Annotated in this window: 25 protein-coding genes and 1 pseudogene; 9 read left to right on the forward strand and 17 right to left on the reverse strand. The window is 67.1% G+C overall.

The annotated features are described in order from the left end of the window. Nucleotides 1-46 precede the first annotated feature (46 nt). Nucleotides 47-1,279, forward strand: a complete 1,233-nt coding sequence (locus AC1DTF_RS12970) for an amidohydrolase family protein (protein ID WP_477474325.1) — start codon at nucleotides 47-49, stop codon at nucleotides 1,277-1,279. Nucleotides 1,280-1,292: 13 nt separating this feature from the next. Here the strand turns inward: AC1DTF_RS12970 and AC1DTF_RS12975 are convergent, their stop codons facing one another. Next, nucleotides 1,293-2,213 (reverse strand): LysR family transcriptional regulator, encoded by a 921-nt coding sequence (locus AC1DTF_RS12975; RefSeq protein ID WP_477474326.1) that lies wholly within the window; start codon nucleotides 2,211-2,213, stop codon nucleotides 1,293-1,295. Nucleotides 2,214-2,313: 100 nt separating this feature from the next. On the opposite strand from AC1DTF_RS12975, the gene AC1DTF_RS12980 reads away from it, so the two are divergent. Then, entirely contained in the window at nucleotides 2,314-2,592 is a 279-nt protein-coding gene (locus AC1DTF_RS12980) for a CBU_0592 family membrane protein (protein WP_477474327.1), read from the forward strand. 7 nt (nucleotides 2,593-2,599) lie between these two features. Here AC1DTF_RS12980 and AC1DTF_RS12985 read toward each other — a convergent pair whose 3' ends face one another. The 8 genes from AC1DTF_RS12985 to AC1DTF_RS13020 form a co-directional block, all read right to left on the reverse strand. Further along, nucleotides 2,600-3,778 carry an acyl-CoA dehydrogenase family protein gene (locus AC1DTF_RS12985; protein WP_477474328.1) on the reverse strand — a complete coding sequence of 393 codons (1,179 nt, stop codon included), beginning with the start codon at nucleotides 3,776-3,778 and terminating at the stop codon, nucleotides 2,600-2,602. A gap of 14 nt (nucleotides 3,779-3,792) precedes the next feature. Next, the gene (locus AC1DTF_RS12990) at nucleotides 3,793-4,854 is read right to left on the reverse strand and encodes an acyl-CoA dehydrogenase family protein (RefSeq protein ID WP_477474329.1); all 1,062 of its coding nucleotides are present in this window, start codon (nucleotides 4,852-4,854) and stop codon (nucleotides 3,793-3,795) included. Nucleotides 4,855-4,856: 2 nt separating this feature from the next. Then, nucleotides 4,857-5,699 (reverse strand): amidohydrolase family protein, encoded by an 843-nt coding sequence (locus tag AC1DTF_RS12995; RefSeq protein ID WP_477474330.1) that lies wholly within the window; start codon nucleotides 5,697-5,699, stop codon nucleotides 4,857-4,859. Further along, complete coding sequence (locus AC1DTF_RS13000; protein WP_477474331.1) at nucleotides 5,696-7,312, reverse strand: acyl-CoA synthetase; 1,617 nt, start codon at nucleotides 7,310-7,312, stop codon at nucleotides 5,696-5,698. The genes AC1DTF_RS12995 and AC1DTF_RS13000 overlap by 4 nt, the downstream gene beginning before the upstream one ends. Nucleotides 7,313-7,320: 8 nt before the next feature. Continuing rightward, on the reverse strand, nucleotides 7,321-8,568 hold the full coding sequence (locus AC1DTF_RS13005; protein WP_477474332.1) for an amidohydrolase family protein: 1,248 nt from the start codon (nucleotides 8,566-8,568) through the stop codon (nucleotides 7,321-7,323). Between the two features lie 13 nt (nucleotides 8,569-8,581). Beyond that, complete coding sequence (locus AC1DTF_RS13010; protein ID WP_477474333.1) at nucleotides 8,582-9,403, reverse strand: enoyl-CoA hydratase; 822 nt, start codon at nucleotides 9,401-9,403, stop codon at nucleotides 8,582-8,584. 101 nt (nucleotides 9,404-9,504) lie between these two features. After that, nucleotides 9,505-10,302, reverse strand: coding sequence for an SDR family NAD(P)-dependent oxidoreductase (locus AC1DTF_RS13015; protein WP_057167392.1), 798 nt, complete (start codon nucleotides 10,300-10,302; stop codon nucleotides 9,505-9,507). A gap of 45 nt (nucleotides 10,303-10,347) precedes the next feature. Then, nucleotides 10,348-11,109: a crotonase/enoyl-CoA hydratase family protein gene (locus AC1DTF_RS13020; RefSeq protein WP_057167393.1), complete on the reverse strand. Its 762-nt coding sequence runs from the start codon at nucleotides 11,107-11,109 to the stop codon at nucleotides 10,348-10,350. Nucleotides 11,110-11,326: 217 nt separating this feature from the next. Between AC1DTF_RS13020 and AC1DTF_RS13025 the strand changes: the two genes are divergently transcribed. Beyond that, on the forward strand, nucleotides 11,327-12,073 hold the full coding sequence (locus AC1DTF_RS13025; RefSeq protein ID WP_477474334.1) for a TetR/AcrR family transcriptional regulator: 747 nt from the start codon (nucleotides 11,327-11,329) through the stop codon (nucleotides 12,071-12,073). Between the two features lie 32 nt (nucleotides 12,074-12,105). On the opposite strand, the gene AC1DTF_RS13030 is transcribed toward AC1DTF_RS13025, so the two are convergent. The 3 genes from AC1DTF_RS13030 to AC1DTF_RS13040 all read right to left on the reverse strand — a co-directional run bounded on the left by AC1DTF_RS13030 (nucleotide 12,106) and on the right by AC1DTF_RS13040 (nucleotide 14,979). Continuing rightward, nucleotides 12,106-13,281 (reverse strand): thiolase family protein, encoded by a 1,176-nt coding sequence (locus AC1DTF_RS13030; protein ID WP_477474335.1) that lies wholly within the window; start codon nucleotides 13,279-13,281, stop codon nucleotides 12,106-12,108. A 74-nt stretch (nucleotides 13,282-13,355) separates the two neighbouring features. Continuing rightward, nucleotides 13,356-14,228, reverse strand: a complete 873-nt coding sequence (locus AC1DTF_RS13035) for an enoyl-CoA hydratase/isomerase family protein (RefSeq protein WP_057167395.1) — start codon at nucleotides 14,226-14,228, stop codon at nucleotides 13,356-13,358. Further along, the gene (locus AC1DTF_RS13040; protein WP_057167396.1) at nucleotides 14,221-14,979 is read right to left on the reverse strand and encodes a FadR/GntR family transcriptional regulator; all 759 of its coding nucleotides are present in this window, start codon (nucleotides 14,977-14,979) and stop codon (nucleotides 14,221-14,223) included. Before AC1DTF_RS13040 ends, AC1DTF_RS13035 begins: the two co-directional genes overlap by 8 nt. Nucleotides 14,980-15,070: 91 nt before the next feature. On the opposite strand from AC1DTF_RS13040, the gene AC1DTF_RS13045 reads away from it, so the two are divergent. From AC1DTF_RS13045 to AC1DTF_RS13070, 6 genes are read left to right on the forward strand one after another with little or no spacing between them, the layout of a single operon-like run. After that, entirely contained in the window at nucleotides 15,071-15,865 is a 795-nt protein-coding gene (locus AC1DTF_RS13045) for an enoyl-CoA hydratase/isomerase family protein (RefSeq protein WP_477474336.1), read from the forward strand. Nucleotides 15,866-15,873: 8 nt separating this feature from the next. Further along, nucleotides 15,874-16,677 (forward strand): enoyl-CoA hydratase/isomerase family protein, encoded by an 804-nt coding sequence (locus AC1DTF_RS13050; RefSeq protein ID WP_477474337.1) that lies wholly within the window; start codon nucleotides 15,874-15,876, stop codon nucleotides 16,675-16,677. Nucleotides 16,678-16,679: 2 nt separating this feature from the next. Further along, on the forward strand, nucleotides 16,680-17,456 hold the full coding sequence (locus AC1DTF_RS13055; protein ID WP_477474338.1) for an enoyl-CoA hydratase/isomerase family protein: 777 nt from the start codon (nucleotides 16,680-16,682) through the stop codon (nucleotides 17,454-17,456). Next, nucleotides 17,456-18,889 (forward strand): class I adenylate-forming enzyme family protein, encoded by a 1,434-nt coding sequence (locus AC1DTF_RS13060; RefSeq protein ID WP_477474339.1) that lies wholly within the window; start codon nucleotides 17,456-17,458, stop codon nucleotides 18,887-18,889. The genes AC1DTF_RS13055 and AC1DTF_RS13060 overlap by 1 nt, the downstream gene beginning before the upstream one ends. Then, on the forward strand, nucleotides 18,886-20,325 hold the full coding sequence (locus AC1DTF_RS13065; RefSeq protein ID WP_477474340.1) for a class I adenylate-forming enzyme family protein: 1,440 nt from the start codon (nucleotides 18,886-18,888) through the stop codon (nucleotides 20,323-20,325). Before AC1DTF_RS13060 ends, AC1DTF_RS13065 begins: the two co-directional genes overlap by 4 nt. After that, nucleotides 20,318-21,778 (forward strand): class I adenylate-forming enzyme family protein, encoded by a 1,461-nt coding sequence (locus AC1DTF_RS13070; protein ID WP_477474341.1) that lies wholly within the window; start codon nucleotides 20,318-20,320, stop codon nucleotides 21,776-21,778. The genes AC1DTF_RS13065 and AC1DTF_RS13070 overlap by 8 nt, the downstream gene beginning before the upstream one ends. Here AC1DTF_RS13070 and AC1DTF_RS13075 read toward each other — a convergent pair. The 5 genes and pseudogenes from AC1DTF_RS13075 to AC1DTF_RS13095 form a co-directional block, all read right to left on the reverse strand. After that, nucleotides 21,755-22,942 carry a CaiB/BaiF CoA transferase family protein gene (locus tag AC1DTF_RS13075; protein ID WP_477474342.1) on the reverse strand — a complete coding sequence of 396 codons (1,188 nt, stop codon included), beginning with the start codon at nucleotides 22,940-22,942 and terminating at the stop codon, nucleotides 21,755-21,757. The genes AC1DTF_RS13070 and AC1DTF_RS13075 overlap by 24 nt on opposite strands. A gap of 63 nt (nucleotides 22,943-23,005) precedes the next feature. After that, the gene (locus AC1DTF_RS13080; RefSeq protein ID WP_477474343.1) at nucleotides 23,006-24,574 is read right to left on the reverse strand and encodes an HNH endonuclease signature motif containing protein; all 1,569 of its coding nucleotides are present in this window, start codon (nucleotides 24,572-24,574) and stop codon (nucleotides 23,006-23,008) included. Between the two features lie 164 nt (nucleotides 24,575-24,738). Next, a complete protein-coding gene (locus AC1DTF_RS13085; RefSeq protein WP_477474344.1) occupies nucleotides 24,739-25,632 on the reverse strand; it encodes an alpha/beta hydrolase in 894 nt (297 codons plus the stop codon). Next, nucleotides 25,629-26,228: a TetR/AcrR family transcriptional regulator gene (locus AC1DTF_RS13090; protein ID WP_057167406.1), complete on the reverse strand. Its 600-nt coding sequence runs from the start codon at nucleotides 26,226-26,228 to the stop codon at nucleotides 25,629-25,631. The genes AC1DTF_RS13085 and AC1DTF_RS13090 overlap by 4 nt, the downstream gene beginning before the upstream one ends. Continuing rightward, nucleotides 26,225-26,679 (reverse strand): annotated as a pseudogene (locus tag AC1DTF_RS13095) (NAD(P)/FAD-dependent oxidoreductase); the annotation flags it as partial. The pseudogene AC1DTF_RS13095 and the gene AC1DTF_RS13090, both read right to left, overlap by 4 nt.

Here is a 26,679-nt window from a genome sequence, read left to right on the forward strand (position 1 = left end):
ATTTGAGCGCCATTTGCGTCTGCTCGCCGGATAGGGAGACATCACCATGACCGAACAGTTCCGGGACGCACCGATCTTCGACGCCGACCAGCACATGTACGAGACCGCCGATGCCCTGGTCAAGTTCCTGCCCGAGAAGTACAGCCGCGCTGTGCAATACGCACAGTTCGGCAGGCAGACCAGGATCGTGATCAACAACCGGGTGACCGATTTCATCCCGAACCCGACGTTCGAGCGGGTCGCCGCGCCGGGGGCACACGAGAAGTTCTTCGCCGGCGAGAACACCGAGGGCCTGACGCTGCGCGAGATGCAGGGCAAGGCCATCGAGGCACCCGAGGCCACCCGCAACCCCGAGGCGCGCGTCGCGGAACTGGACCGCCAGGGCGTCACCGAGGCGTTGAACTACCCGACCCTGGGCAGCCTGGTGGAGCATTCCAGCGCCGACGATCCCGCGCTGACGCTGGCCATCGTGCACGCACTCAACGAGTGGATTCTCGAGCACTGGTCCTTCAATTACCGCAACCGGGTGTTCACCACCCCGATCATCAACCTGTCCGAGGTGGACGCCGCCCAGCGTGAGTTGGGCTGGCTGCTGGAGAACGGCGCCAGGGTGGCCCTGATCAAGCCGGGCCCGGTGAACGGTCTGCACGGCTGGCGCTCCCCCGCGCTTCCGGAGTTCGACCCGTTCTGGCGCGACGTGGAGGCCGCCGGTCTGCCGATCGTGCTGCACGCCAGCTACCCGCCGCTGGACGATTACGTCGGCAAGTGGGAACCGCCGTACACCCAGAACTTCATGACGCAGAGCGCCTTCCGCTGGATGGTGCTGGGGCATCGCGAGATCGCCGACATGATCACCGCGCTGATCTGCCACGGCACCTTCACCCGGTTCCCGAAGCTGCGGGTCGCGAGCGTCGAGAACGGCAGCGGCTGGATCTACCCGCTGTTCCACGATTTCGAGGATCTGCAGAAGAAGATGCCGCAGAACTTCCCCGAGCATCCGCACGATGTGTTCCGCCGCAACATCTGGGTCAGCCCGTTCTGGGAGGGCTGTGTCTCCGATGTGGTCAACACCGTCGGCTGGGACAAGGTGCTGTTCGGGTCGGACTATCCGCATCCCGAGGGGCTCACCGAGCCGAAGGGGTTCTGGAAGTACGCCGAGGGCATGGACGTCCGGCGCACCTACGATTTCATGGGCGACAACGCCCGCCGGTTCATGGGCCTGCCTCTCGCCAACCCGGACCCCGAGGCCGTCAAACCGCCGGTGATGGCCCGCGCCTGATCACAGCGCGCGCTCAGCTGGTCGGTTCGAAGGTGATGTTGGCCACCGCGTCACGGATGAGCCCGACCATGGCGTTGATCAGGTCACTCGACTGCCTACTGCGGGTGTAGCTGCGCATCACGATCCTGCGCATCCCGAGGCCCGGCACGTCCAGCCAGTCCACCCCGTCCTGGGGCAGGCCCTGCAACGCCAGCATCGGGATCAGCGCCATGCCCTCGCCCGCCGCCACCAGCGCCAGTCCGGTCTGGGTGTTGAAATAGCGGTGGGCGGTGGGTTGATCCATGCCGGTGGCCCGGCGCAGGCGTGCAATGGCGCGCGTGCTGGCCGCCGAGGTCCCGACCCCGAGCCAGGGCAGATTGAGCTTGCTGATCTCGGTGACGTCCGGGGCCAGGGTGCCCGCGGGCACCACCAGCTTCCAGGGATCATCGAGCAGGGGCACCTCGGTCATGCCCACCGGCAGTCGCCGGGGCGTGTCCTCGGCGTCCAATTCCACGATGGCAGCGTCCAACTCGTCGGACTTCATGGAGCGCATCAGCTCGTCTTCCTCGTCCTCGACGAGTTCGATGCGCACATCGGGTTGGACGCGACGCCACTCCGGCAGCGCCGGCGCGATGACTGCGCTCAGAAAACTCTGGAACCCACCGATGCGCATGGTGCCGTGAACCTCGGCATCACCGCGCGCCAGCCTGGCCTCGGCGGCCGCCAGCGTCTGCTCGATCTGCTGACCGGCCTCGGCCAGCGCCCAGCCCTCCGGCGTGAGGGCCGATCCCTGGGTGGTGCGCGTCATCAGCACCCGGCCGGTTTCGCGTTCCAGCCGGGAGATCTGCTGGGACACCGCCGACGGCGTCAGGAGCAGTTCGTCCGCCGCGGCGAGGACGCCGCCTGCACGCGCCACGGCCAGCAGATAGCGCAGCCGGCGCGGGTCCAGATCCATTAAGAAATGCTACATCGGATGTGCATTTCTATTCAATTGTGTTTAACGCAGCCGACCTCGATACTTTTCGGTGAAAGCAGCGAGATCGAAGGCGGAGCACATGATTGCGGCAACTCTGGGGTGGATCGGGACGGCAGGCACGCTGGTGGCGTACCTGTCCCTGAGTCGCGGCTGGTTGTCCAACGCCTCCCGGCGCTACGCCGCGCTGAACATCGTCGGCGGCGTGCTCGGCGGCACCGCGAGTGCGCTGTACGGCGCTTGGCCCAGCGCCGCATCGAACTATGCCTGGGCAGCCATCGGCGCCATGAGCGTCGCCGCCCTGTACCGGGACGGGGCCGCACGCACCCGGTTGCCGGCCGAGGCGTGTGCGGCGTCCTGACCTCGCGTCAGGACGCTCTCTTCGCTGCGGGCGGCGAGTAGTTGGGCTTGCCCAATCCGAGGACATGCTGGGCGATCATGTTGCGGAACACCTCGAGGGTCCCGCCGTAGATCCCCACCAGCGGGGCAAAGCGGTACACGTACTCGCTGCGGTCGTCGCAGCCGCCGTCGGCGCCGATCGGCAGCGCGGCCACCGATCCGGCGACGTCCATCAGGTCGGGTGCAACATCACGCATGGTCTGCGCCAGCGCTACACGACCGAAGATGCTCGGCGCGGACAGCGATGCCTCGATACGGGCGATGCTGCGGCCCAGGCGGTATCCGACCGAGGCGTCATCGATGGCGCCCGAGCGCTGCACCACGGCGGCGACGTTGTCGGCGGCCTCGACCATGAAGCCGGCCTGATGCGCCATGATCGCCACATCGGCCAGCCCGTCATCGGCGGCCGCGACCGCACCGTGCTCGGCGTCCAGCGGTTCGCGCACCACGGTCCAGCCGCCGTTGACCTCACCGAGGCGGTACTTGTCGTCGACGCGGACATCGGAGTAGTAGACGATGTTCGTGCGGTCCCCGTCCACGGTGCGGATGCCCTGGATCTCGACGCCGGGCAGATCCAGCGGCACCAGGAACATGGTGAGGCTCTTGTGCTTCGGCGCGTCCGGGTCGGTGTTGGTGATCAGGAAGGTGTACGTGCAGTTGTGCGCCCCGGTGGTGAACATCTTGGAGCCGTTGATGATCCATTGGTCACCGTCGCGCACGGCGCGGGTCTTGCAGGTGGCGACATCGGAGCCGCCCTCGGGTTCGGTGTAACCCAGGCACAGCCGCACCGTCCCGTCGAAGACACCGGACAGCACCTCGTCACGGATCTCGTCGGGGGCGAACTTGGCCACCGAGCGCGCCACCATCGACGTGGTACCCCAGGTCACCCAGGGCACCTCTGCGCGGCGCTTCTCCAGTTCCCAGATGCGCCGCCGCACCCGGCTGAACCCGCCGTCGGCCTCGGTCTTCCATTCTTTCTCCAGGTACCCGGCGGCCCCGAGCGCCAGGTGCACGCCCTCGTCGAAGTTGTCACCGGTCTCGCGGTCGCGGCGGATGACATCCTTGGTCACCACGCCCGCCAGGAACTCACGGACCTCGGCCTGAAACGCCTTGTCCTCCGCGGACAGTTCTACTGCTGAGAAGTCCATCGCTGTGCTGCTCCTTAGACCTGGGCCGACTGGCTCTCGCGCGCGGTGACGAGCCGCGCGATGTGTACTGCGGTGGCGCCCGGGTCTCCGCCGGCGAGCGCCCAGCCGCGGGCCCGGACCAGGTAGGCGGTGGCGGCGGCCTCGGCCGACACCCCGAGCCCGCCCTGGACATGCACGGCGACGGTGGCGGCCTTGGCGGCCTCCTCGGACATGAACACGAATGCCGACGGCGCGAGTTCGGGTCGTTCCTGTGGTTCGTTGTCCAGGAACCATGCCGCGCGCCGGGCCAGGCCGCGCCCGCTCTGGACGGTGATGGCGATATTGGCCAACGGGTGCGAGATGCCCTGCAAGGTGCCGATCGGCACGCCGAGGGTGTAGCGGGATTTGGCGAACTCGGCGGCGATGGTCATGGTTTCCTCGACGAGGCCCACCAGCGCGRCCGCCGTGAGCAGTCGCCACTCATCGAGTGCCCGTTGGTATTCGGCCAGGGCCTCGGGGCCACTGCCGAGCACGACGCGGTCGTCGGCGGCGGCCGGGTCCACCCAGGCCATCGGCAGTTTGCCGATGTTGTCGACCTTGGCCGGCGGGCTGGAGTAGCCGAGCTTCACGATGTCCTCACCGTCGCGCACGATGATCTGCCCGGCGATCGACCCGGCGGGGATCAGTCGCGCGCCGCTGGGCGCCACCTGTTGTGGGTCCAGCGCGACCAGGGTGGTGCCCGCCACGATGCCGTCGGCGTCATCACCGGTCAGCGCACCCAGGCGCGCCAGCAGCCGAGCGGCGACCACGTGGTCGATCCACGGGACCGGGGCCAGGTAGCGCCCGATCTCTTCGGCGACCAGCGTCAGGTCGACCAGGGTCGCCCCGTCACCGCCGACCGACTCGGGCAGGCCCATGGTCGTTGCGCCCATGCTGCACAACCGTTCCCACAGGCTCTTGTCGAATCCGCTTGCCTCGGCGGCGCGCACGGTCTCGATATCGGAGTGCGTCTTGAAGAACTGCTTGTATGCGGCCTGCAGGTCCTTGTGGTCCTCGGTCAGGCTGTAGTCCAGCCTGCGCAATTCGTAGCGGTCCATGCTCAGTTCTCCCGGTTCCCGGTTTCGCCGAAGAAGAACTCGGCGGCGTTGTTGTAGAGGTAGTTGTCCAGCACCTCGGCGGGCAGGTCCAGCGCGAGCGCTTCGGGCACCACGCGTTCCATCCGCAGTACCGGATAGTCCGACGCGAAGATGATCTTCTTCGGCCCGCGGGTCCGCATGTAGTGCAACAGGCTGTCCGGCAGCCGTTTCGGTGACCACGCCGAGGTCATCAACCGCAGGTTCTGGTACTTGATCAGCATTCTGATCGCGACATCCCACCACGGGTCCGCACCGTGGATCATGCAGAGCTTCAGCTCGGGGAAGCGGACGCACACCCGGTCCAGGTGGATCGGGTTCTGCACCTCACCCGGGATCGGCGGACCCGGCATCCCGGTGTTGACACACAGTGGCAGTTCCAGCTCGGCACACTTGGTGTAGAGCGGGTAGTAGACCGCGTCGCTGGGCGGATACTGGCCGTCGGCCCAGAAGCTGGGGCCGACAACGGTATAGGCGACCGGCAGATCCTTCGTGATGGCGGCCAGCTCGCGCAGGGACGGGATGGGCCGCAACAGGTTGACCCCGCCCATCGCCAGCGCGAACCGCTCCGGATGGGCCTCGACGAACTTGCGCGCCGTCACCGAGGGTTTGGCCAGTGAGTCCATCAGGATCGCCTTGCGCACCCCGTGGGTGTCCATCTCGTCGAGCAGGGCCGAAAGGTCGATCGGGTCGTACATCGACTTCGGGCCCTTGAAGTAGTCGTCGCGCACCTTCGTCATGAAGGTGGGCTGCTGTTCCGTCTCGCCGAAATGCACATTGGCCAGACAGTCGATAACTCGCGTTGTCATACCGTCCCCATCGCCGCTGCCTCGACCGCGTGGCTCTTCGCCCACCGGTAATCGGCCTTGCCGTTGCCGAGCCTGCGTACCTGCTCGACGAAGAGCACCTCCTTGGGCGCCTTGAAACGCGCCAGCACCGTGCAGCTGTGCTCGCGCAACAACTCTGCGGTCGCCGTGGCGTCCGGGTGCAGCGCGACGATCGCGACGATCTCCTCGCCCCACCGCTCACTGGGCCTGCCGACCACCAGGGCGTCGACGACATCGGGGTGCGCCCGCAACGCTGCCTCGACCTCCTCGACGAAGACCTTCTCCCCACCGGTGTTCACCACCAGCGAGTCCCGGCCGTACAGCCGCAGGCTGCCATCGGGATCCAGTGCCGCACGGTCCCCGGAGACCACCACCCGCTGGCCGCCGACCTCGGGGAAGGTCTTGGCGGTGGCGTCGGCGTCGTCGAAGTACCCCAGCGGGATCCGGCCGTTTCGGGCCACCCAGCCCACCTCGGCCTCACCGGGTTCCAGGAAGCGGGTGTAGTCCTCGGCGAGCACCAGACCGCCGGGCCGCAACTGGAAGGTGTCGGCGGTGTCGGTCTGGCGCTGGGTGTGCCCGAAACCCATGTTCCCGGTCTCCGAGGAACCGAAGCCGTTGATGATGGTGATCTGCGGGATGTGATCCAGCAGGGCCCGTTGATGTTTCGGGTTGGTGGCCGCGCCACCGGTGCCGATGGCGAACATCGAGGACAGGTCATAGGACCGCCGGCCGAGCTCTTCGACGATGGGGGCGGCGTACGCGTCGCCCACCATCGTCATCAGCCCGACCTTCTCGCGCTCCGCGGTCTCCAGCACGGTGCGCGGATCGAACTTCGCCTTGGTGTCGTGCAGCACGACGGTCTGCCCGGACAGCAGCCCGGAGAACGCCGTCCACAACCCGGCAGCGTGCATCAGCGGCGAGACCGCGAACCACGGCGGCCCGGCGTGCGCCACCTTGTCGTGGATCTCCCCGACCTCGTCGTGATCGGCCCCGTTCATCGAGGACACGTAGATGTCCCCCTGGCGCCACAGCACACCCTTGGGGCGCCCGGTGGTGCCGCCGGTACAGATCATCAACAGATCGTCCGGGGACGGTGCCGACACGCAATCCGAATCCCCCTCGGCCAGTGCGTCTTCCATTCGTACCGCACCGGGAAGTTCGTGCCCTTCGCCGTCATCGACCGAGATGAGCAGTTCGGCGTCCAACACGTCGGCGAACTTGGCCCCCAGCGAACGGTGATAGATCACCGCCCGCGGCTTCAGGTAGGCCAGCAGGTCGGCGACCTCGACCGGCGAGTAGTAGTAGTTGACGTTGACCGGCACCGTCCGGGCCTTCAGGCACCCGATCACCATCTCCGGATACAGATCGTTGTGCAAGATCACTGCGACGCGATCCTGCCCGCATTCCCATCGGTGCAGTTCATCGCGTTCGCGGTGCGCACCCAGCCCGCGACCGGCCAGGAAGTTCGCCAGCCGCCGGGTCCGGTCCGCACCCTCGGCGAAGGTGGTGCGCCGTGTTCCGCACACCGTCATCTCCCGGTCCGGGACCGCCTGGGCGATGGCGTCGATGACGGCGCCGATGGTCCATTCGCTCATCGCGCTGGCTACGCCGACACCAGGTGCGCGACGCCGGGCGCGACCCGGGTGACATCGCCGAGCAGCTCGAGTGCGTTGTCGCGCATGACCTTCCTGGTGTCCTCCAGACTGAACTCCGGGAATTGCGGGATGTCGGCGGTGAACGTGGTCGGGTCCGCCAGGCCCTCACCGTGCGGCCAGTCCGAGCCGAACAGGATCTTGTCCACACCGATGGTGGCCGCGAGCAGCTTCACATCGTCCTCGTAGTACGGCGCGATCCAGACGTTGTTGCGCAGCTGTTCCACCGGGTCCTCCTTGAAGTGGTACGGCGCATTGTTGGCGGCCTTCTTGAGACGCTTGATCAGCCGGTAGACGAAGTGGGAGCCGTTCTCGATGCTGGCGACCTTCAGCGTGGGATGCCGGGTGAACACCTGGTGCACGATCATCGAGGCCATCGTGTCGTGGATGGCGCGGTCGTCCATGATCACCATGTCCAGCGGGTCGCGCTTGCCGAATCCCTTGAACACCCCGCTGCCGCCCCACAGTGCCGGGATCGCCATGTATCCGGAGTCGGACAGGTGGAACACCACCGCGACGCCGGCCTCGGCCAGCCGGGCCCAGACCGGGTCGTGCGACGGGTCACCCAGCGAGCGTGGCCTGGCCACCCCGGGCACCGGAGCCGGGCGCACGCAGACCAGCTTGGCGCCGCGGCCGATGACGAATTCGGCCTCCTCGACCGCCTTCTGCGGATCGGCCAGCGAGATGATCGGCGCGGAGATGAAGCGTCCGTCGGGCCGCTCGAAGCCCCAGTCCTCGTCCAGCCACAGATTGAAGGCGTGCACCGAGGCCATGGTGGCCTCGATATCGTGCTTGAGCCCTTCCTCCACGCCGCAGGCGAACGTCGGCAGCATGAACACCGTTTCGAGGTGCTGACGGTCGAGCACCTGCAGCCGGGCGTCACGGTTCTGGTACTCGGGATGCTCGGACAGCCGGTCGACCTTCATCAGCGACGCGGGGTCGACGCCCTCGGGGATCTCGCCGCGGAACAGCAGGTCCAGGCAGCCGGGTTCGATGATCGGGTCGAAGGTCGGGTTGGGGATGAAGTGGTTGACCGTCCCTCCGAACACCGCCAGCGTCCGCTTGCCGTCCTGCACCATCTGCACACCGCGGCTCCTGAACTCCTTGGGCAGGTGCCGCGTGAAGGCATCGATCGGCTCGTAGTAGTGGTTGTCGACGTCGACGGCCAGGTAGGGCAGACGCTCTGGTGTGTCAGACATGTGGGTCAACCTTTCAATGCTGTTTCAGTGCAGGGAAGTTCGGCGGCCGCTTCTCGAAGAACGCGGTGATGCCTTCGACCAGGTCGGGGCGCACCATGGACTCGTGCATGAGGGACTCGGCGCGCGCACTCACGTCGGTGACCGCGTCGTGGGCGTCGCCGTAGAGCTGGCGCTTGATGACCGCCATCGAGGCCGGTGAACAGTTGCGGGCCAGATCCTCGGCGTACGCGAGCGCGGTGGCGAGCAGATCTTCGGGCGGCACAACCTCTTTGACCAGGCCGAGCTTGGCGGCTTCATCGGCGAAGAAGGTGCGCCCGGACAGCAGCAGGTCTGCGGCAGCTCCCCATCCGGCCAGCCGGGGCAGAATCCAGGTGATGCCGTACTCGCCGATCAGTCCGCGCCGCGGGAAGGCGGTGGCGAACTTCGCGCCGTCCGCGGCGAACCGGACATCGCACATCAGGGCATGGGTCAGGCCGATACCGACGCACGCGCCGTTGATCGCGGCGATCACCGGCTTACGCAGGGTGGTCAGAAAGTGCGGATGGCGTTCACCGACGATCTTGCTGACATCGGTGTCCGCGCCGATGGACGCGCCGAGATCCTGCATGGCACCCATATAGGCCCCGGCGCAGAATCCGCGGCCGGTGCCGGTGAGCACGACGGCCCGGACCGCCTCGTCGGCCTCGGCACGGTCGAAGGCCGCGTATACCCCGCGGGAGATGTCGGCGCCCCAGGAGTTCAGCCGCTCCGGGCGATTGAGGGTGATGACGGCGACGCCACCGGCGGTGACCTCGTACAGCACCGCCTCTGTACTCACACTGTCCGCGACGGTCACAGGTCGGCCACCTCCCGTTTGAGCATACTTACTGTATACCTATCGGTAGTGCATTCCGCAAGCCCCCCGGATGCGCTTCGACCAGCGAAAACTTGCCGAAATCAGAGGAAGTCGCTGCCGCCGTCGACGTTGATGTTGGCGCCGGTCATGTAGGAGTTGCGCCTGGACGCCAAAAAGGCGGCGACGGGCCCGATCTCACTGGTCTGCCCGGCCCGCGGCAGGTGCGCGGGGTGACCGAAGTGCTCGTCGATGGCCGACATCAGCGCATACGGATCGCTGCCGTCCACGCCCACCGATTCGGCCCAGCCCAGCAGGGCCTCCGAGGAGATGCTGCCAGGGGACACCACATTCACCATGATCTCGTCGGGCGCCAACTGCAGCGACAGGTTCTTCGAGACACTGTTCACCGCAGCCTTGGCCGCGGTGTAGGCCGGCAACCGGGTGCTCTGCCGTTGGGTCGAATGTGCCGAGAAGTTCACGATGCGCGCCCATTCCGCCTTGCGCAGCAACGGGAGTGCGGCTCGCACGCAACGCACCATGCCCATCAGGCCGGCATCGAAGGCTTCCTGCCACTGCTGGTCGGTCAGCTCTTCGAAGTTGCCTGCCGCGCCGGGGCCGACGGTATTGATGAGCGCGTTGAGCTCCCCGTCCCAGCGTTCAGCCAGGTCGGCGAACACCCGTTGCACCGCGGCGTCGTCACCGATGTCGGCGACGATCGCCACGGCGTCCGGACTCCCCCGTCGGGCCAGATCCGCCGTGGCGGCGTCGAGCACGTCCGCGGACCGTCCGATGATCGCCACCCGGGCCCCGTCGTCGGCAAGGCATTGCGCCGTGGCGAATCCCATGCCACGGCCACCGCCGACGACGACGGTTGCGGCACCGGCGAATCCGAGATCCACGAGCTATATCACCTCCCGGGTCGCTCCGCTCCCGCCCTCCGCCTGCTAGCTGCCGGTCCAGTTCGGCGCGCGCTTCTCGGCGAACGCCGTGGCCCCCTCGATGGCGTCCTTGGACGCGAACACCGGGCCGATGAGCTCGTTCTGCTTCTGCCACATCTCGGCCTGGCTCCACTCGGCCGACTTCACGATGACCTCTTTGGTCGCCGCCACCGCCAGCGGACCGTTCGCGGTGATCTTCTCGGCCAGTTCCAGCGCACCGGCGAGCGCCTCGCCCGGCTCGGTCAGCTTGTTGACGAAGCCCCACTGGGCGGCGTCCTCGGCGGTGAAATGCTCACCGGTGAGCGCCAATTCGAGAGCCTTCTGATACGGGATGCGATGCGGCAGCCGCAGCAGCCCACCGCCGGCGGCCACCAGTCCGCGCTTGACCTCCGGGATGCCGAACTTCGCTGTCCGCGAGGCCACGATGAGGTCGGTGGCGAGCACCATCTCGGTGCCACCTGCCAGCGCGTAACCCTCGACGGCGGCGATCACGGGTTTGCGGGGCGGGCGCTCGGTGAAACCGATACCGCGCCCTTCGACATAGGGCAGCTCGCCGGAAGCGAAGGCCTTCAGGTCCATCCCGGCGCTGAAGTTCCCACCGGCACCGGTGAGGATCGCCACCGACAGCTCCGGGCTGTCGTCGAGCTCATCCATCGCGGCCGCGAGGCCTTGTGCCACAGGCAGATTGAACGCATTTCGCGCCTCGGGCCGGTTGATGGTGATGACCAGGGTGCGGCCCCGGCGCTCGGTCAGGATTTCGTCGGCCACTCTCGGTCCTCGCATTCGAAGAAATGGGGCGGGTYGGATCCCGGAAAACATTACTATATTGATTACGGTAGCCGGACGAGAGCGCCGTATAACCCACCCGAGAACGTGCGTACCGGCCACGACGGTATGGCTACCGGTAAGCTTGACGGTTCACTGCCCGAGCCCGGAAAGTGAACCGCTGCGAGCCGCAGCATCGATCGCGAAAGAGGTGCCCGCCGTGGCGAAGCAACCGGTTGCCGAGAAACGACAGCGCCGCGAGCGCGGATCGATCAATCCCGACGACATCATCAAGGGCGCCTTCGAACTCGCCGAGCAGGTCGGTATCGACAACCTCAGCATGCCGTTGCTCGGAAAGCACCTGGGTGTCGGCGTCACCAGCATCTACTGGTACTTCCGCAAGAAGGACGACCTGCTCAACGCGATGACCGATCGCGCGCTCAGCGAGTACGTGTTCGCCACGCCGTATGTGGAGGCCAAGGACTGGCGCGAGACGCTGCGCAACCACGCGCGCACCATGCGCAAGACCTTCACCGGCAATCCGATCCTGTGCGATCTGATCCTCATCCGCGCCGCGCTGAGCCCGCGCGCCGCGAAACTCGGTGTGCTGGAGATGGAGAAGGCGATCTCCGGGCTCGTCGAGGCCGGGTTGAGCGCCGAGGACGCCTTCGACACCTATTCGGCGGTCACCCTGCATGTCCGGGGCTCCGTGGTGCTGCAGCGCCTCGCGGAGAAGAACACCGGCGACGAGGGGCCGGGCGCCTATGACCAGACCCTGGTCATCGATCCGGAGGTCGCACCGCTGCTGGCGCAGGTGACCAGTGAGGGTCACAGCTTCGGGGCCTCCGACGAGAACAACTTCGAGTTCGGCCTGGACTGCATCCTGGAGCACGCGAGCCGCCGGCTCGAGGGTGGCAGCAAAGCGAAAACCCCGGCCCCGAAGGGCCGGGGTAAGTCCGCCCGGTAGTTCAGACTCTCGAGGTCATACCTCGATGCTGATCACACTTCAATGACGAGTCCGCCGCCCTGACCGCCGCCGGCGCACATCGCCGCCACGCCGATACCGCCGCCGCGACGCTGCAGTTCGTAGATCAGGGTGGTGATCATCCGGGCGCCTGAGGCGGCGATCGGATGGCCCAGGCTGCAGCCGCTGCCGGAGAAGTTGACCAGTTCTTCGTCGAGGCCGTATTCGCGCACCGCCGCCACCGGTACCGAGGCGAAGGCCTCGTTGATCTCCCACAGCGCCACGTCGGAGGGCTTGAGGCCGGCGCGGTCGAGGACCTTGCCGATCACCTTCACGCCACCCAGTCCGGTGTCCTTGGCCGGCACGCCGACCGAACCCCAGGCCCGCACCGTGGCGAGCACATTGAGGTTCTCCGCGGCCGCGTAGTCGTCGGCGACCACCGCGACAGCAGCGGCAGCATCATTGGTGCCACTACTGTTGCCCGCGGTGATGGAGAATCCTTCGATCTCCGGGTGCAGGACCTTGAGGCCGGCGAGCTTCTCCACGGTGGTGTCCCGGCGCGGATGCTCGTCGACGCTGAATTCGATGACCGAGCCGTCGGGCTGGGTCACCTTGAGGGGCACGATCTCGTCGAGGAACTTTCCCGCATCCTGCGCGGCGACCGCACGCTGATGGGAGCGCGCCGCCCAGGCGTCGAGTTCCTCGCGGGTCAGCCCGTAGGACTGTGCGGTGTTCCACCCCACGGTGATGGACATGTCGCGGGACGGTGCGTCCGGGGCCTCCGGGTGAATGGGCGGCAGCCAGCGCTCCTCGAACTTCAGCTCCGGACCGGGAATGCGCTGGTTCATCAGCGGCGTCATCGACAGCGATTGCACACCACCGGCGAGCAGCACCCGCTCCATACCGGAGCCGATCTGGGCCGCTGCATTGCCGATCGCGGTGAGGCTGCCCGCGCAGTGCCGGTTCACGGCCTGGCCGGGCGCATTCTCGTACCCTGCCACCAGTGCGACGTAGCGCGCGAGGTCGCCGCCACCGTAATGCGATTCGGCGATGATGATGTCGTCGATGACCGACGGATCGATACCTGCGCGCCGGACCACTTCGGGCATGACCGCGCCGAGCAGTGCCTCCGGCGGCGTGTTGACCAGGGTCCCCTTGAAGGACCGGCCGATGGCGGTGCGGGCAGCACCGACGATCACGGGTTGGGGCATATCTTTCCGCCTTTACGATATCCGTTGTTTATGTAAACGTAGCACCCACTGTAGGCGCTCCGTTGTGCGGTTGGCTACTGCGGTTCCGGCACGTGGAAATGCTCGTCACGCAGCCGGAACGCCTCCTTGGTCCCGTGCTGGGCGCGGGTCTTGACGAAGTTGAACTCCCCCGGCGAAAACTGCAGGTTGGTGCCGTAGGCGTGGAACATGTAGCTCGCGACCTCTTCGCCCTGATACGCCTGACTCTGCTCGACCCACCGGAAGGCTTCCTTGGCGATGACCACGCCGTCGGCGGGCATCTTGGCGGCCTTCTGTGCCCAGTACTGCGCCCGGGCCGCGACCTTGTCGGCATCGCAGGTGTCGGTGAAGACACCGAGGTGCTCGACGGTGCCGGCTTCGATGATGTCGCCGGTGAGCAGCATCCGGCGCGCCAGCACCGGGCCGAGCCGGTGGAAGAACATGTGCAGGCTGCCCAGCGCCGGACCCAGGAAACGGGTGGCGGGCATCCCGATCTTGGTGTCGCGGGCGATCACCGAGATGTCGGTCATCAGTGCCATCTCGAAACCGCCGCCGAGGGCATAGCCGCTGATCTCGCCGACGGTGACCTTCGGGAAGCCCAGGAAGTTGTGGTAGAAGTCAAACGACTTGCGGTCCACCGTGAGTCGGCGGCGCTGGCTGGGCCGGGACTTCTTGGGAGCGGACTCCTTCTCCTTCTCGCCATACCAGCCGTAGGCATTGTTCATATCGGCGCCGGTGCTGAACACTCCCTCGGCACCGCGCAGCAACACGACGGTGATGTCGTCATCATCGGCGACGGTATCGAGGTGGCGCGCGATCTCATCGCGCATGGCCGCGTCATAGGAGTTGCGCTGTTTCGGGTTGTTGAAGGTGATGGTGGCGATGCGTCGATCCGCATCGACCTCGAAGAGCACCCGGTCGTCAGTCATGCGAAATCAGCCTCGCTTCAATGGTTTTATCGGTTCCGGCGGCCAGCGTGGTCCGCCGGGCCGCGGTCAGATGGTCGGCCGCCAGCTTGGTGGCGCGCGCGACATTGCCCTCGGAGATCGCGGCGAGCAGACGCTGATGGTCACGCAGGGCTGCCCGCATCGTCTTCTCGTTCACGTCGTCGCCCCACACCTGCGACTCGTGGGTGGACCAGATCAGTTCCAGCGAGCCGATCAGCAGGATCATCGGCTCGTTACCGCACCGCGCCACCAGGACCTCGTGGAAGCGGCGGGCATTGCGCACGTACTGCGCCGAATCATCGAACTGTGCCGTCTGGGTGTCGATCTCGGCCTGCAGATGAGGTACCACCTCGGTGGCGCGATCCGCGCGGGCCGCGCACATGCCCGCGCAGATCGGCTCCAGGTGCAGCAGGGCGCCGCTGACATCGGCCGGGGTGGCGGCGCGGGTCTGCAGCACCATGCTGATCATGTGTGCGGTGCGTTCCGCGGACGGCAGCTGGACCACCGCCCCGCCCATGTTGCCCCGTCGCACCGAGATCAGGCCGTCGGTCTCCAACAGGTGGATCGCCTCGCGCAGCGCCGGCGGGCTGACGCCGAACTCCTGGAACAAATTCTCCTGGGTCGGCAGGATGTCACCGGCACGCAGCCGACCGGACAGGATGTCGTCACGCAGTTTGGACGCAACGATCTCGGCAACCCGTGGCTGCCGGATGCGCCGGGCGCGTCCTTCCATCGACGACCTTTCCTTGCTAACTTGTACAAGATAGTAACCGCATCGCCTACTGTATGGGCAACTGTATGGATATGGAAAGGCCGGGTGCCAGGTGAGCGACGGTTCGGTGACCACCTCCCGCAGAGACTCCGTCCTGCGGATCACGCTCGATCGGCAGGCACGCCGAAACTCCCTGGACCACCAGATGATCGACGATCTGGTCGGCATCCTGACCGCTGCCGCCAGTGATGATTCGCTGCGCGCCCTCTTCATCACCGGCGCCGGTGACCACTTCTGCACCGGTGCCGACTGGGTGTCCACCAATGCGTCCGACGAACGTCCCCGCACCGGCGACCTGGTCCGGCGCATCCCGCACACCGCCCACCGGGTGATCGAACTCGTCGCCACCATCCACCTGCCGGTGGTCTGCGCTGTCCGCGGCTGGGCCGTCGGGCTGGGCTGCAACCTGGCCCTGGCCGCGGACTTCACCGTCGCCGACACCGGCGCCACCTTCTGGGAGCCGTTCATCTCCCGGGGATTCAGCCCGGACTCGGGTTCCACCTGGCTGCTCCCCCGGCTGGCCGGCGTGGCCCGCGCCAAGCGGATGCTGCTGCTCGGCGAGAAGGTCAGCGGCACCGACGCCGCCGACTGGGGGCTGATCCACGGCGCGGTGCCCGCCGACGAGGTGCAGACCGCCGCCGATGAACTGCTGGCCCGGCTGTCCAGTGGACCCACGGTCGCCATCGGGCTGGCCAAACAGGCCATCGCCTACGGCCAGCACGCCACCCTGCCCCAGTCCATGAACCAGGAGCTCTCCAATCTGGAACTCTCCTGCCGCACCGCCGATTTCAAAGAGGGCCTGGCCGCGTTCCGGGAACGCCGCGACCCCGACTTCCAGGGGCGCTGAAAGGAATCATGAGCTACGACACGATCACCTACGACGTCGACGGCCACAAGGCCACCATCACCATGAACCGGCCCGACGCGCTCAACGCGTTGTCGCCGCACATGATCACCGAACTGCGGGCGGCCTACCGACGAGCCGAGGACGATGACAACGTGTGGCTGATGATCGTCACCGCCAATGGGCGGGCGTTCTGCACCGGCGCCGATGTCAAGGAAATCCCCGGCGACGGCAAGGTGCTCAACGAACGCCCCTACCTGTCCACCTACGAACAGTGGGAGGCTCCACAGGAGGGCACCCCGCCGTTTCGGACCATGACCAAACCCGTCATCGTCGCCGTCAACGGAATCTGTTGCGGTGCAGGGCTGGACTGGGTGACCACCGGGGATATCGTCATCGCCTCGGACAAGGCCACCTTCTTCGACCCGCATGTCAGCATCGGCCTGGTCGCCGCCCGGGAGATGGTGCGACTGGCGCGTGCGCTACCGCGTTCGGTGGCGCTGCGGATGGCGCTGATGGGCAAGCACGAGCGGATGACGGTCGAGCGTGCCTACGAACTCGGGTTGATCACCGAGATCGTCGAACACGACAAACTGCTGGAGCGCGCCCACGAGATCGCCGACACCGTGAATCTCAATGCGCCGCTGGCGGTACGCGGTACCCGGCTCGCCATCCACAAGACTCTGGATCTGCCGTTGCACGAGGGTGAGATCCTGGCCGAGACGTTCCGGGAACGGGTCACCCGCACCGAGGATGCGCTGGAGGGGCCGCGCGCGTTCGTGGAGAAGCGCACACCCAACTGGCAGGCCCGGTAGTCATGGCAGCCACCATCCTGCTCGATTTCGACCACCACACGCACGTCGCCACCGTGACGCTCAACCGCCCCGACGCGCTGAACTCGTTCAACCGCGCCATGTGCCACGAGATGCGCGACGCCTGGCACACCATCAAGGACGACGAGGGCATCAACGCCGTGGTGCTGCGCGCCGCCGGTGACCGCGCCTTCAGCGCGGGACTGGACGTCAAATCCAGCTATGGACAACCCGGGATCGTGTGGAACCACGAGGATCCGGGCGAGCTGCTCAGCCCCAAATGGCAGAAGATGTGGAAGCCGGTGGTCTGCGCGGTACAGGGCATGTGCACCGCGGGAGCGCTGTACTTCGTCAACGAGTCCGATGTGGTGATCTGTTCACAGGAGGCCGCCTTCTTCGACTCCCATGTCAGCGCCGGGCTGGTGTCAGCGCTGGAGCCGATCGGGCTGATGCGCCGGGTCGGTCTCGGGGACACCCTGCGGATGGCGTTGATGGGCAACGACGAGCGCGTCGGCGCCGACACCGCGCTGCGGATCGGACTGGTCACCGAGGTGGTGTCCCGAGACGCACTGTGGAGCCGCGCCGATGAGATCGCCACCGCCATCGCCGCGAAACCACCGACCGCGACCCAGGGCACCGTCAAGGCCATCTGGGAGTCACTGGACAAACCGTACCGGGCCGCGATGGACCACGGACTGATCTACACCCGGCTGGGCAACCCGATCGCCAAGGATGAGCTCGCCGCACGGCCGATCCCCAAGACGCCGCCACGGATCCGTTGATGTCCCATCCGCTTTCGCGACGCATCAGCACCGTACTGGACCTGGCTCCGTCGGCGCCGGCGCTGCAGTACGACGGCCAGTGGTCCAGCTGGGGGCAACTCGCCACCCTGGCGCGGCGCATCGGCGCGCTCACCGGCCCCGTCCGGGTCGGGATCATGCTGCGCAATCAGCCCGCCCACGTCGCCGCCCTGCTCGGCGTGCTGGAGACCGGCGGCACCGTCGTGGTCATCAACCCGTCCCGCGGCGATGACCGCACCCGCGCCGATATCGCCGCACTCGGGCTGCCGGTGCTCATCGGGCTGGACGACGACATCGCCAACCTGGTGACACCGTCGGTCACCGGCACGGTGATCACCATCTCCGATCTCGACACCGCCCCGACGGAGTTGTTGGGCACCACCATCGATGACGCCCGCCGCCCCGGCGTCGCGGTGTGGATGTTGACCAGCGGGACCACCGGACCACCGAAGCGCGTCGACCTCACCTACGACATGCTGGCCCGCAGCGTGCTGGGACAGCAGCCGTGGCAGGAACCCACCGAGCTGCGGCGCGGGGTGGCGATCGTGAACTCCCCCCTGGTGCACGTCGGCGGGGTGTTCCGGATTCTGCTGTGTATCAGCGAAGCCCGGTCATTTGTGCTGCTCCCCAAGTTCGACCTGCAGCGCTGGGCCGACGCCGTGCGTGAGCACACACCGCGCGCGGTCTCGCTGGTGCCGGCGGCGCTGCGGATGGTGCTGCACTCCGAACTCACCCGTGAGGATCTCGCCGGCGTGCGTGCGGTCACCTCCGGGACCGCCCCGTTGTCCGCCGACGATGCCGACGCCTTCACCGCGAAGTTCGGCATACCGGTCCTGACCTCTTATGCGGCCACCGAATTCGGCGGCGGGGTGGCCGGTTGGACGCTGGCCGACCATCAGCAGTACTGGCAGGCCAAGCGTGGCAGCGTGGGCCGGGCGAATCCCGGTGCGCAATTACGGGTGGTCGACGAGGCGGGGCGCGTCCTCGGCCCGGACGAGCACGGGTTGTTGGAAGTCATTCCTGCCCAGATGTCTTCCAGGGACTGGATCCGCACCACCGACCTCGCGCGCATCGACGCCGACGGGTTCGTGTGGATCTTGGGCCGCGCCGATCAGGCCATCATCCGGGGCGGCTTCAAGGTGATGCCCGACGATGTGCGCACCGCCCTGGAGAGCCACCCCGCCGTGCGCGGCGCGGCGGTCATCGGTGTGGCCGACGAACGTCTCGGCGAGACCCCCGTTGCGATGGTCGAACTGCACGGTCAGGCCTCCGCCGAAGAGCTGGCGGAGTACCTCGGCGCTCGACTGGCCCGTTACGAAATCCCCACCGACATCGCCATCGTCGAGGTGATACCTCGCACCCCGTCCGGCAAGGCCGATCTCGGGGCGGTACGAGAGCATTTCGCCGGCTCATGATTGGGTCGCTTGTCGACCTGATCCGCCGCCGGGCGGATCACGTCCTGCTGATCTGCGATGACGAACGACTCACCTACGACGAGGCCGACCAGCGGTCCGCGGAACTCGCGCGCGGCCTCGTCGGGCTGGGTGCCGGGAAGGGCACCCACGTCGGTCTGCTGTACCCCAACGGCGCCGACTTCGTGGTCGGGATGCTGGCCGCCGCGCGCATCGGTGCGGTGGTGGTGCCGTTCTCCACTTTCCAGACCGCCGCGGAGTTGACGACCCAGCTGATCGACAGTGACACCGAGATCCTCTTGGCGGCAGCATCGTTCCGCCAGCACGACTATCGGCAGCTGTTGGCCGGCATCGATGCGCCATGCCTGCGCCATGTGCTCTTCGACCCGCCGTCGGCGGCCGAACCCGACCTGACCGGGCTGCAAGCCGACGTCGACGGCCACGATCCACTGGCGATCATCTACACCTCCGGGTCGACCGGCCCACCCAAGGGCGCGGTGCACACCCACGCCGGGTTGCTCGGGCATCAGCGCAATCTCAATGAGATCCGCGGGCTGAAGGCCTCGGACACCTTGTTCTGCAATTCGCCGTTCTTCTGGATCGGCGGCTTCGCGTTCGGCCTGCTCGCCACCATCGTCGCCGGGTCCACGTTGGTCTGCTCAAATGCCAGCGACGCGGGCGAAACCCTGGATCTGCTGGAGGCGGTGCGCCCCAACGTCACCAACGGCTTTGCGGCGGGTATCGCGCATCTGACCCGTCACCCCAGCTTCGCCGACCGGGACCTGTCCGCGCTGCGACGCGGCAATCTGTACCCGATCATGGCGCCGGACGTCCGGCCGTCCGATCCCGAGTTGCGGCACAACATGCTGGGGATGACCGAGGCCGGCAGTGTGCTGCTGATCGACGGTGACGAGTCCGATCAGCCCGAGCACCGGCGCGGTAGCTTCGGCCGTCCCGCGCCGGGCTTCGACACCAAGGTGCTCGCCACCGGTGAGCTCTGTATCCGCGGGCCGTACGTGATGCAGGGCTACTACAGACGCAGCCGCGAGGACTGCTTCGACGCCGACGGCTGGTTTCACACCGGCGATCTGGTGCGCGTCGACGCGGACGGCTACTTCTATTACCTGACCCGCGCCGGTTCGATGATCAAGACCTCCGGAGCCAATGTCACGCCCGGCGAGGTGCAGAAAGCCCTCGCGGCGCAGGGATTCGTCGCCCACGTGCTGGGTCTGCCCGACGCGCAGCGCGGACAGATCGTGGCCGCCGTGATCGTCAGTGACGGTCCGGTCGACACCGAGGCGCTCCGCCGGGTCTTGCGGGAGACGCTGTCGTCCTACAAGGTGCCCAGACGGTTCCTCACGTGCCGCCCCGCCGATGTCCCGATGTTGTCCAGCGGGAAAATCGACATGCCCGCGTTGGCGAGGCTCTTCGATGACTGACACCATCGACGGACTGATCCGCGCGCGGGCCGCCGAGAGCAAGCCGATGGTGATCGACCCGGACACCCGGATCAGTTACAGCGAGCTCGCCACGAGCACCGCCGCGTTGGGCGCCGGCCTGCTCGCCGCCGGAATCGTCAAGGGCACCCGGGTCGGGCTGATCATGCCCAACAGCGCCGACTGGGTGCGGATCGCGCTGGCCGTCACCCGGATCGGCGCGGTGCTGGTGCCACTGAGCACACTGCTCACCACATCTGAGCTCACCGCACAGCTGCGTACGGCGTCGGTCCAGCATCTTATCGCCGTCGAGGAGTTCCGCGGCCGCCGCTACACACCGGATCCGGTGCCATCCCTGCGCCGGGTCTGGACGCCGAGCGAGGTGCTGGCATTGCGCGGCGCCGCGGCGTTCCCACCCGTGCGGCCCGCCGACCCGTTGGTCATCATGTTCACCTCGGGCAGCAGCGGGCCGCCGAAGGGGGTTCGGCATTCCCACGGCAGTGCGCTGGCCGCGGTGCGTTCCGGGCTGGACGCACGCCTCATCACCGAGGACACCCGGCTGTATCTGCCGATGCCGTTCTTCTGGGTGGGTGGTTTCGGGGCCGGGATCCTGTCGGCGCTGCTGGCGGGCGCCACCCTGGTGACCGAGCCGATCCCGCAGGCCGAGTCGACGCTGGATCTGCTTCGCCGCGAACGGGTCACGCTGTTTCGCGGATGGCCGGACCAGGCAGCGGCGCTGGCACGCTATCTGTCGGAGCCGTTACCCGATCTGCGGGTGGGAAGCCTGGAGGCGCTGTTGGCGCCGGAGCTGCGATCGGCATCGGGTGCGCGCGCCTCACTGTTCGGGATGACCGAATCGTTCGGGCCGTACAGCGGATACCCCGCGGACGCCGATATGCCGCAATCGGCTTGGGGCAGTTGCGGGAAGCCGTTCGCCGGGATGGATGTGCGGATCGCCGATGTCCAGACGGGTGCGCCCATGCCCGCCGGCGAGGTGGGCCAGCTCCAGATCCGCGGACCGCACGTCCTGCGCGGGATCTGCCGGCGCAGCCGCGAGGAGGTGTTCACCCCGGACGGGTACTACCCCACCGGTGATCTCGGGTTTCTCGACGCGGACGGGTTCCTGTTCTACCGGGGCCGGTCCGATGACATGTTAAAGGTCAGTGGTGCGACGGTGTACCCCAGCGAGGTGGAACGTGCGCTGCGTGGGATCGCCGGGATACGGGCGGTGTTCGTGGTCGATGTGGGCGGCCGTGTCGCCGCCGCCGTCGTGACGAGTCTGTCCGCCAACGAGTTACGCGCGGCGGCCAAAGAGGTGCTCAGCGCCTTCAAGGTCCCGACGGTCTGGTTGATCCTGGACAGCGAGGACGCGGTTCCGTTCGGCGCCACCGGCAAGGTCGACAAGCACCGGATCCGCGAGATGATCCAGGCGTCAGACGATGGCGTCGGCCCGTAACCCGGCGATCTGCGCTGCGTCATAACCGATCTCACCGAGCACCGCATCGGTGTGCTCGCCGAGGAGTGGCGCCCGGTGCCGGATGCTACCGGGGGTCGCCGACATGCGGAACGGGGTCTCGATGATCGGCACGTCGCGGGAGGCGCCGGGAAAGGGCACCCGCTTCAGGTAACCCATGGCCTGGATGTGCGGATCGTCGAGCACCTCCTGGGTGGAGTGCAGCGGCGCGGCAGGCATCTTGGCCTGCTCCAGTAGTTCGAGGACCTCCGCCTTGGTCTTGTCGGCACACCACTGCGACATGATGTCGTTGAGGACGTCGCCGTTCTCCCAGCGGATGTCGTCATTGGCGAAACGTGGGTCGTCGAACAGTTCTTCGCGGCCCATGAGACGGCACCATCGTTTGAACATGGGTTGTCCGGCCACCTGCAGCAGCACCCATTCGTTGTCGGCGGTGCGGTACAGGTCGCAGGGCGCGACCGACGCGCCCCGGTTGCCCATGCGCGGCTTGTCCGTCTGCAGCAGTTCTCGCTCGATGAGAAAGGCGTTGGACAGCATCAGCGCTGTCGGCAGCAGGGCGCCCTCGACGTGCTGGCCCTCGCCGGTGCGATCCCGGTGGTAGAGCGCCATCATGACGCCGATCGTCAGGGTGAGGGCGGTGCCGAAATCGGTGTAGGGCACCACCGTTCGGATGGGCTGCTCGGGTAGCCCCTGCCGGTACACCGCCCCGGACATGACCTGTCCCGCGCCGTCGAAGCCAACTTTGTTGCTGTACGGGCCGCCCTCGCCGTATGCGGTGGCGCTGGCCAGGATGATGTCCGGCTTGACGGCGCGCAGGGTGTCATAGTCCAGACCGCTGGCCCGCATCCCGGCGGCCGGCATATTGGCGACGACGATATCGGCCCGTGCCACCAGGCGGCGGGTGATCTCCGCCCCCTCGGCGGTGGTGGAATCCAATGTCAGCGAACGCTTGTTGCGGTTGCACTGCAGGAAGGTGCCACCCTCACCGCCGTCGGTGACCGCCTGAACCCAACGGTCCTCGCCGCCCTCCCGTTTCTCCACCCGCAGGACGTCGGCGCCCATATCGGCCAGGATGGCGCTGCACCACGGCGCGGCGATGAATCGGCCGTAATCGAGAACCCGTATCCCGTCGAGGACGCCTGACATGACTGGACCCACCTTCGTCGAGTATCCGACTGTAAGTATTACAGTATGGTGCGGTACAGGCGGTCATGGGCTGTCTTCATCGTCGAGATTCTCCCTGGGTGGTAGGAGTTCTTCGGGGTGGAAGTGGTGGTTGAGGGTGTCGCCGCCGGTGTCCATGAGTGGTGGTGGGTGCCAGTGGCAGCGGCCGGTGGCGGGGTCGATGGTGTTGGTCCAGCCCAGTTCGGCGAGCCGGTTGTCCGGTCCGCAGCCGAGTGCGAGGTCGGGGGCGTCGGTGAGCCCGCCGTGGTGCCAGCTGGGATGGGCGTGATGTGCCTGGCAGTGACAGGCGCCTTTGGTGCAGCCGGGTCGGGTGCAGCCGCGGTCGCGGTTGTAGAGCAACAGGCGTTGGGCCTTGGTGRCCAGGCGTTTCGAACGCCCCAGGTAGAGCGGTTCGGCGGTGTGGTGCCGGTAGACGATCAGATAGTGATGGGCGTGCTCGGCGAGGCGGATSAGGTCGCGCATGGGCATGCGGGTTCCGGAGCCGGTGACCGCGATCCCGGCACCGGCYTCSARYTCGGCCAGCGTGGTSGAGACSACGACGGTGACSGGTAGCCCGTTGTGYTGGCCGAGGCGYKTGGACATCAGGGTGTCGCGCAGSACCGCTTTGATGGCGTCGTGGTTGCGTTGGGCTTGGGTGCGGTGATCRCCGGCGGGCGGTTCSAGGTCRCGCYTGATCGGTGGKGGSARGGTGTCGGCGAGATCGGCGAGTTCGCCGAAGTCCCGTGGGAACGGACGTGGCTCGACAGGCCCATGCCCAGACCCCAGCCCCGCTTCCGGTGCGGGTTCGGACTCTGACCCCGGTTGCGGCCCGGGTTCCACCGTTTCTTCTTCGAGCGGGTTGGGCACCGGGTTGTGTTGCGGTGCGGCGTCGTCGGGGTTGTTGATCCCGGGCCGCGCCCACACGTCCAGGATGGTGCGCAGGTAGGCCGCGAACTCCGAATCCACCCGCCCCGACACCTTCGACAATCCATCGACATCGGGCTTGCCGATGGTGAGCCCCACCTTGTGCCGGGCCAGGTCGGGGCCATCGCCGTTCTGGTTGAGCACATACACCATCTGCTCGGCGAGCTCGGCCAGCGTCTCGGGGGTATTGGCCTCGGYCACCGCGACCAGGGTGGCCTCCATCTGGGCGCGCTCGCCGGCATCGAGATATCGCGAGGCCTGCTTCAACGCCGACCGAATGACCGTGATGTGGGCGGTGTTGATGGACCCCGCCGCCAACGCCGCCGCACATGCCGGTAGCAGCGGCTCCAACACCTCACCGTTCAACGCATGCCGGGGCCCGAGGTCGCGGGCCTGCGCGATCCGGCGCCCGGCCTCGGCGCTGCTGAGGCGGTCCCGGGTGGCCAGTACGTCGTTCCAGGATTTCCCGCCGATCTCATGCGGGGTGGCCCGATCCATCAACGCGGCCAAGATCCGGTGATCCACCGCGGCATCGGCGCGGGCGTACTGCTCCCGCTCAGACAACAGCCCCAACAACTCCGCGGTGTCAAAGACGGTGAAGTCGGCATCCAGCAGTGCCTTGACCGACCCGGCGCGATCGGACAGTGCATGCTGCACCGCTTCCCGACCACCCAACACGTCACCGTTCATATCTCGAACATACGTGCGATCACCGACAAAACCCCCCGAAAAGTGACCGCAGTGATCAATGAGTCCAAAGAAAATTCTGGGACTCATCTGCCGTTCGAAAGTCGCTCAGAGGCGGGCACTTTCGCACCCAGGTTCCGGCGGAGCGAATGGGCGAAGTGGCGCGATCAGCCCACCGCGAGCACCCGACGCAGAAACACCAGCTGGTCCTCGACGGTCTTGTCGAACCATTCATTGCCCGGCCACACGTCGAAATGATCGCAGGCATACCGATGCACCTGTGCCCTGGCCAGTTCCGCGGTCTTGGCCACCGCGCCGGCGGGCACGAACCGGTCGAAGTCGCCGATCTGCACCAGCACCGGACACGTGATCCGGCGCACCGCCGCCTTGACGCTCATCCGCCCCAGTTCCATGCCGACCGAGGAGTCGATCTGGTTACGCCAGGTCGGACCCGCCATCGCCAGATAGCTCTCATACGCTCCCGACAGCGTCAGCGCACCGGGCTCACCCGGTCTGCCCACGATCGGGACCAGCGTCGGGGTGCCGCCCCGCGCCACCGAAACCTTGCTGCGCACACCGGTCGCCGTCCAGCGCAGTGAGGTCAGCACACCGCGCTCGCCGATCGCGGCCCGGCCGGCGGCCAGCCCACTCGTCAACGGCGTCAAGGAGATCACCGCGGCGATATCGTCCCGGTCACCGGCCACCTGCAGCACGTGACCGCCCGACATGGACGCACCCCACAGCGCGATTCTGTCGCGGTCCACGCCCGGCAACTCCCCCGCCGCGGCGATTGCGCTGTGGAAGTCCGCCAGCTGGGCCTCCAGCGACACCGTCTGGCGCGGCTGGCCTTCGGAGGCGCCGAATCCGCGGTAGTCGAACGCGAACACGTCGATACCGGCCGCCGCGAAGCGCTCCGCGAAGGGCTCCAGGCCGGAGTCCTTGGTGCCGCCGAATCCGTGCGCCATCACCACCGCGGGTCGCACGTGGTCGCCGGGTGCACGGAAATGCCATGCACTGCATCGGGTTCCGTGCGAGGTGAAGGACAGTTCCCGATAGCTCATCGATTCTCTCCATAGATCGTGCTCAGCCACACCGCGGCCGCACCCTCGATCAGCTGCGCACGTGTGAGTTGCCCGCCGGTGATGAACCGCTCCAGCATCCGGTCGTTGAATTCCAGCAGCACCGCCGCGAGGATCTCCGGCTCGGGGGTGTTGCCTGGCCGCTCCGCCCGGATCAGCTCGGCCACCGACGGCGTGAACGCATCGCGCGCGTCGTCCCAGATCTGCCTGACGGTGGCGCTGGAACCACGCGCCTCCAACATCGCGCTGAAAACATGGCGGTACCGGTCGCTGCTGTCGAACAGCCCGTTCAGCATGGTGTACACCCGGTCGCGCGGCGCTCCTCCGCCAGTGGTGAATTCCTCGTTCACGACGAAGATCTCGGTGACCAGACGCTCCATCAGGGCGGCGACGGCGGCCGCCTTGTTCTCGAAGTAGAAATAGAACGCCGAGCGCGTGACGCCGGCCTGCGCGGTGATCTCGGCGACGTTGACGGCGTCCAGACTGGAGTCCTGCAGCCAACCGTCGAGGGCATCGAGGATGGCTTCGCGGCGCTCGTCGCTGCGCAGGGACGGCCGGCGATCCGTCGGCGACCTCACGCCGGCACCAGCGCAGGACGAGACGCCGCACGCTTGACCCCGGCCGGGATCTCCTTGGTGCGGATGTCGTGCTCGTAGTAGAAGTAATCCACCTGCTGGGTGTGCCGCGCCCGGTTGGTGCAGTGCCCGGCGTGCAGCTGCTGATCGGCGTCGATCACGCGCTCCATCTCATCGACGGCCGGTAGCACGTACTTGCCGGCGGCGTAGGCGGCCAGCAATCGGGCCTGGCATTCCACGAACGGGAACAGCGTCGGAATGGCCTGGGCGAAACCGATGAAGACCAGATCGTCGAACCCTGGCTTGAACATCCGCTTGTACAACCGGATCTGGTTTTCCGGCGCGCTGATCAGATCGGGCTCGAAGAACGGGAAGGTGATGTTGTATCCGGTGGCGTAGATGATGACGTCGAACGCATCCGATGTCCCATCGTCGAAGTGCACGCTGTCTCCGT

This window comes from Mycobacterium sp. P4_H6, assembly GCF_056400845.1.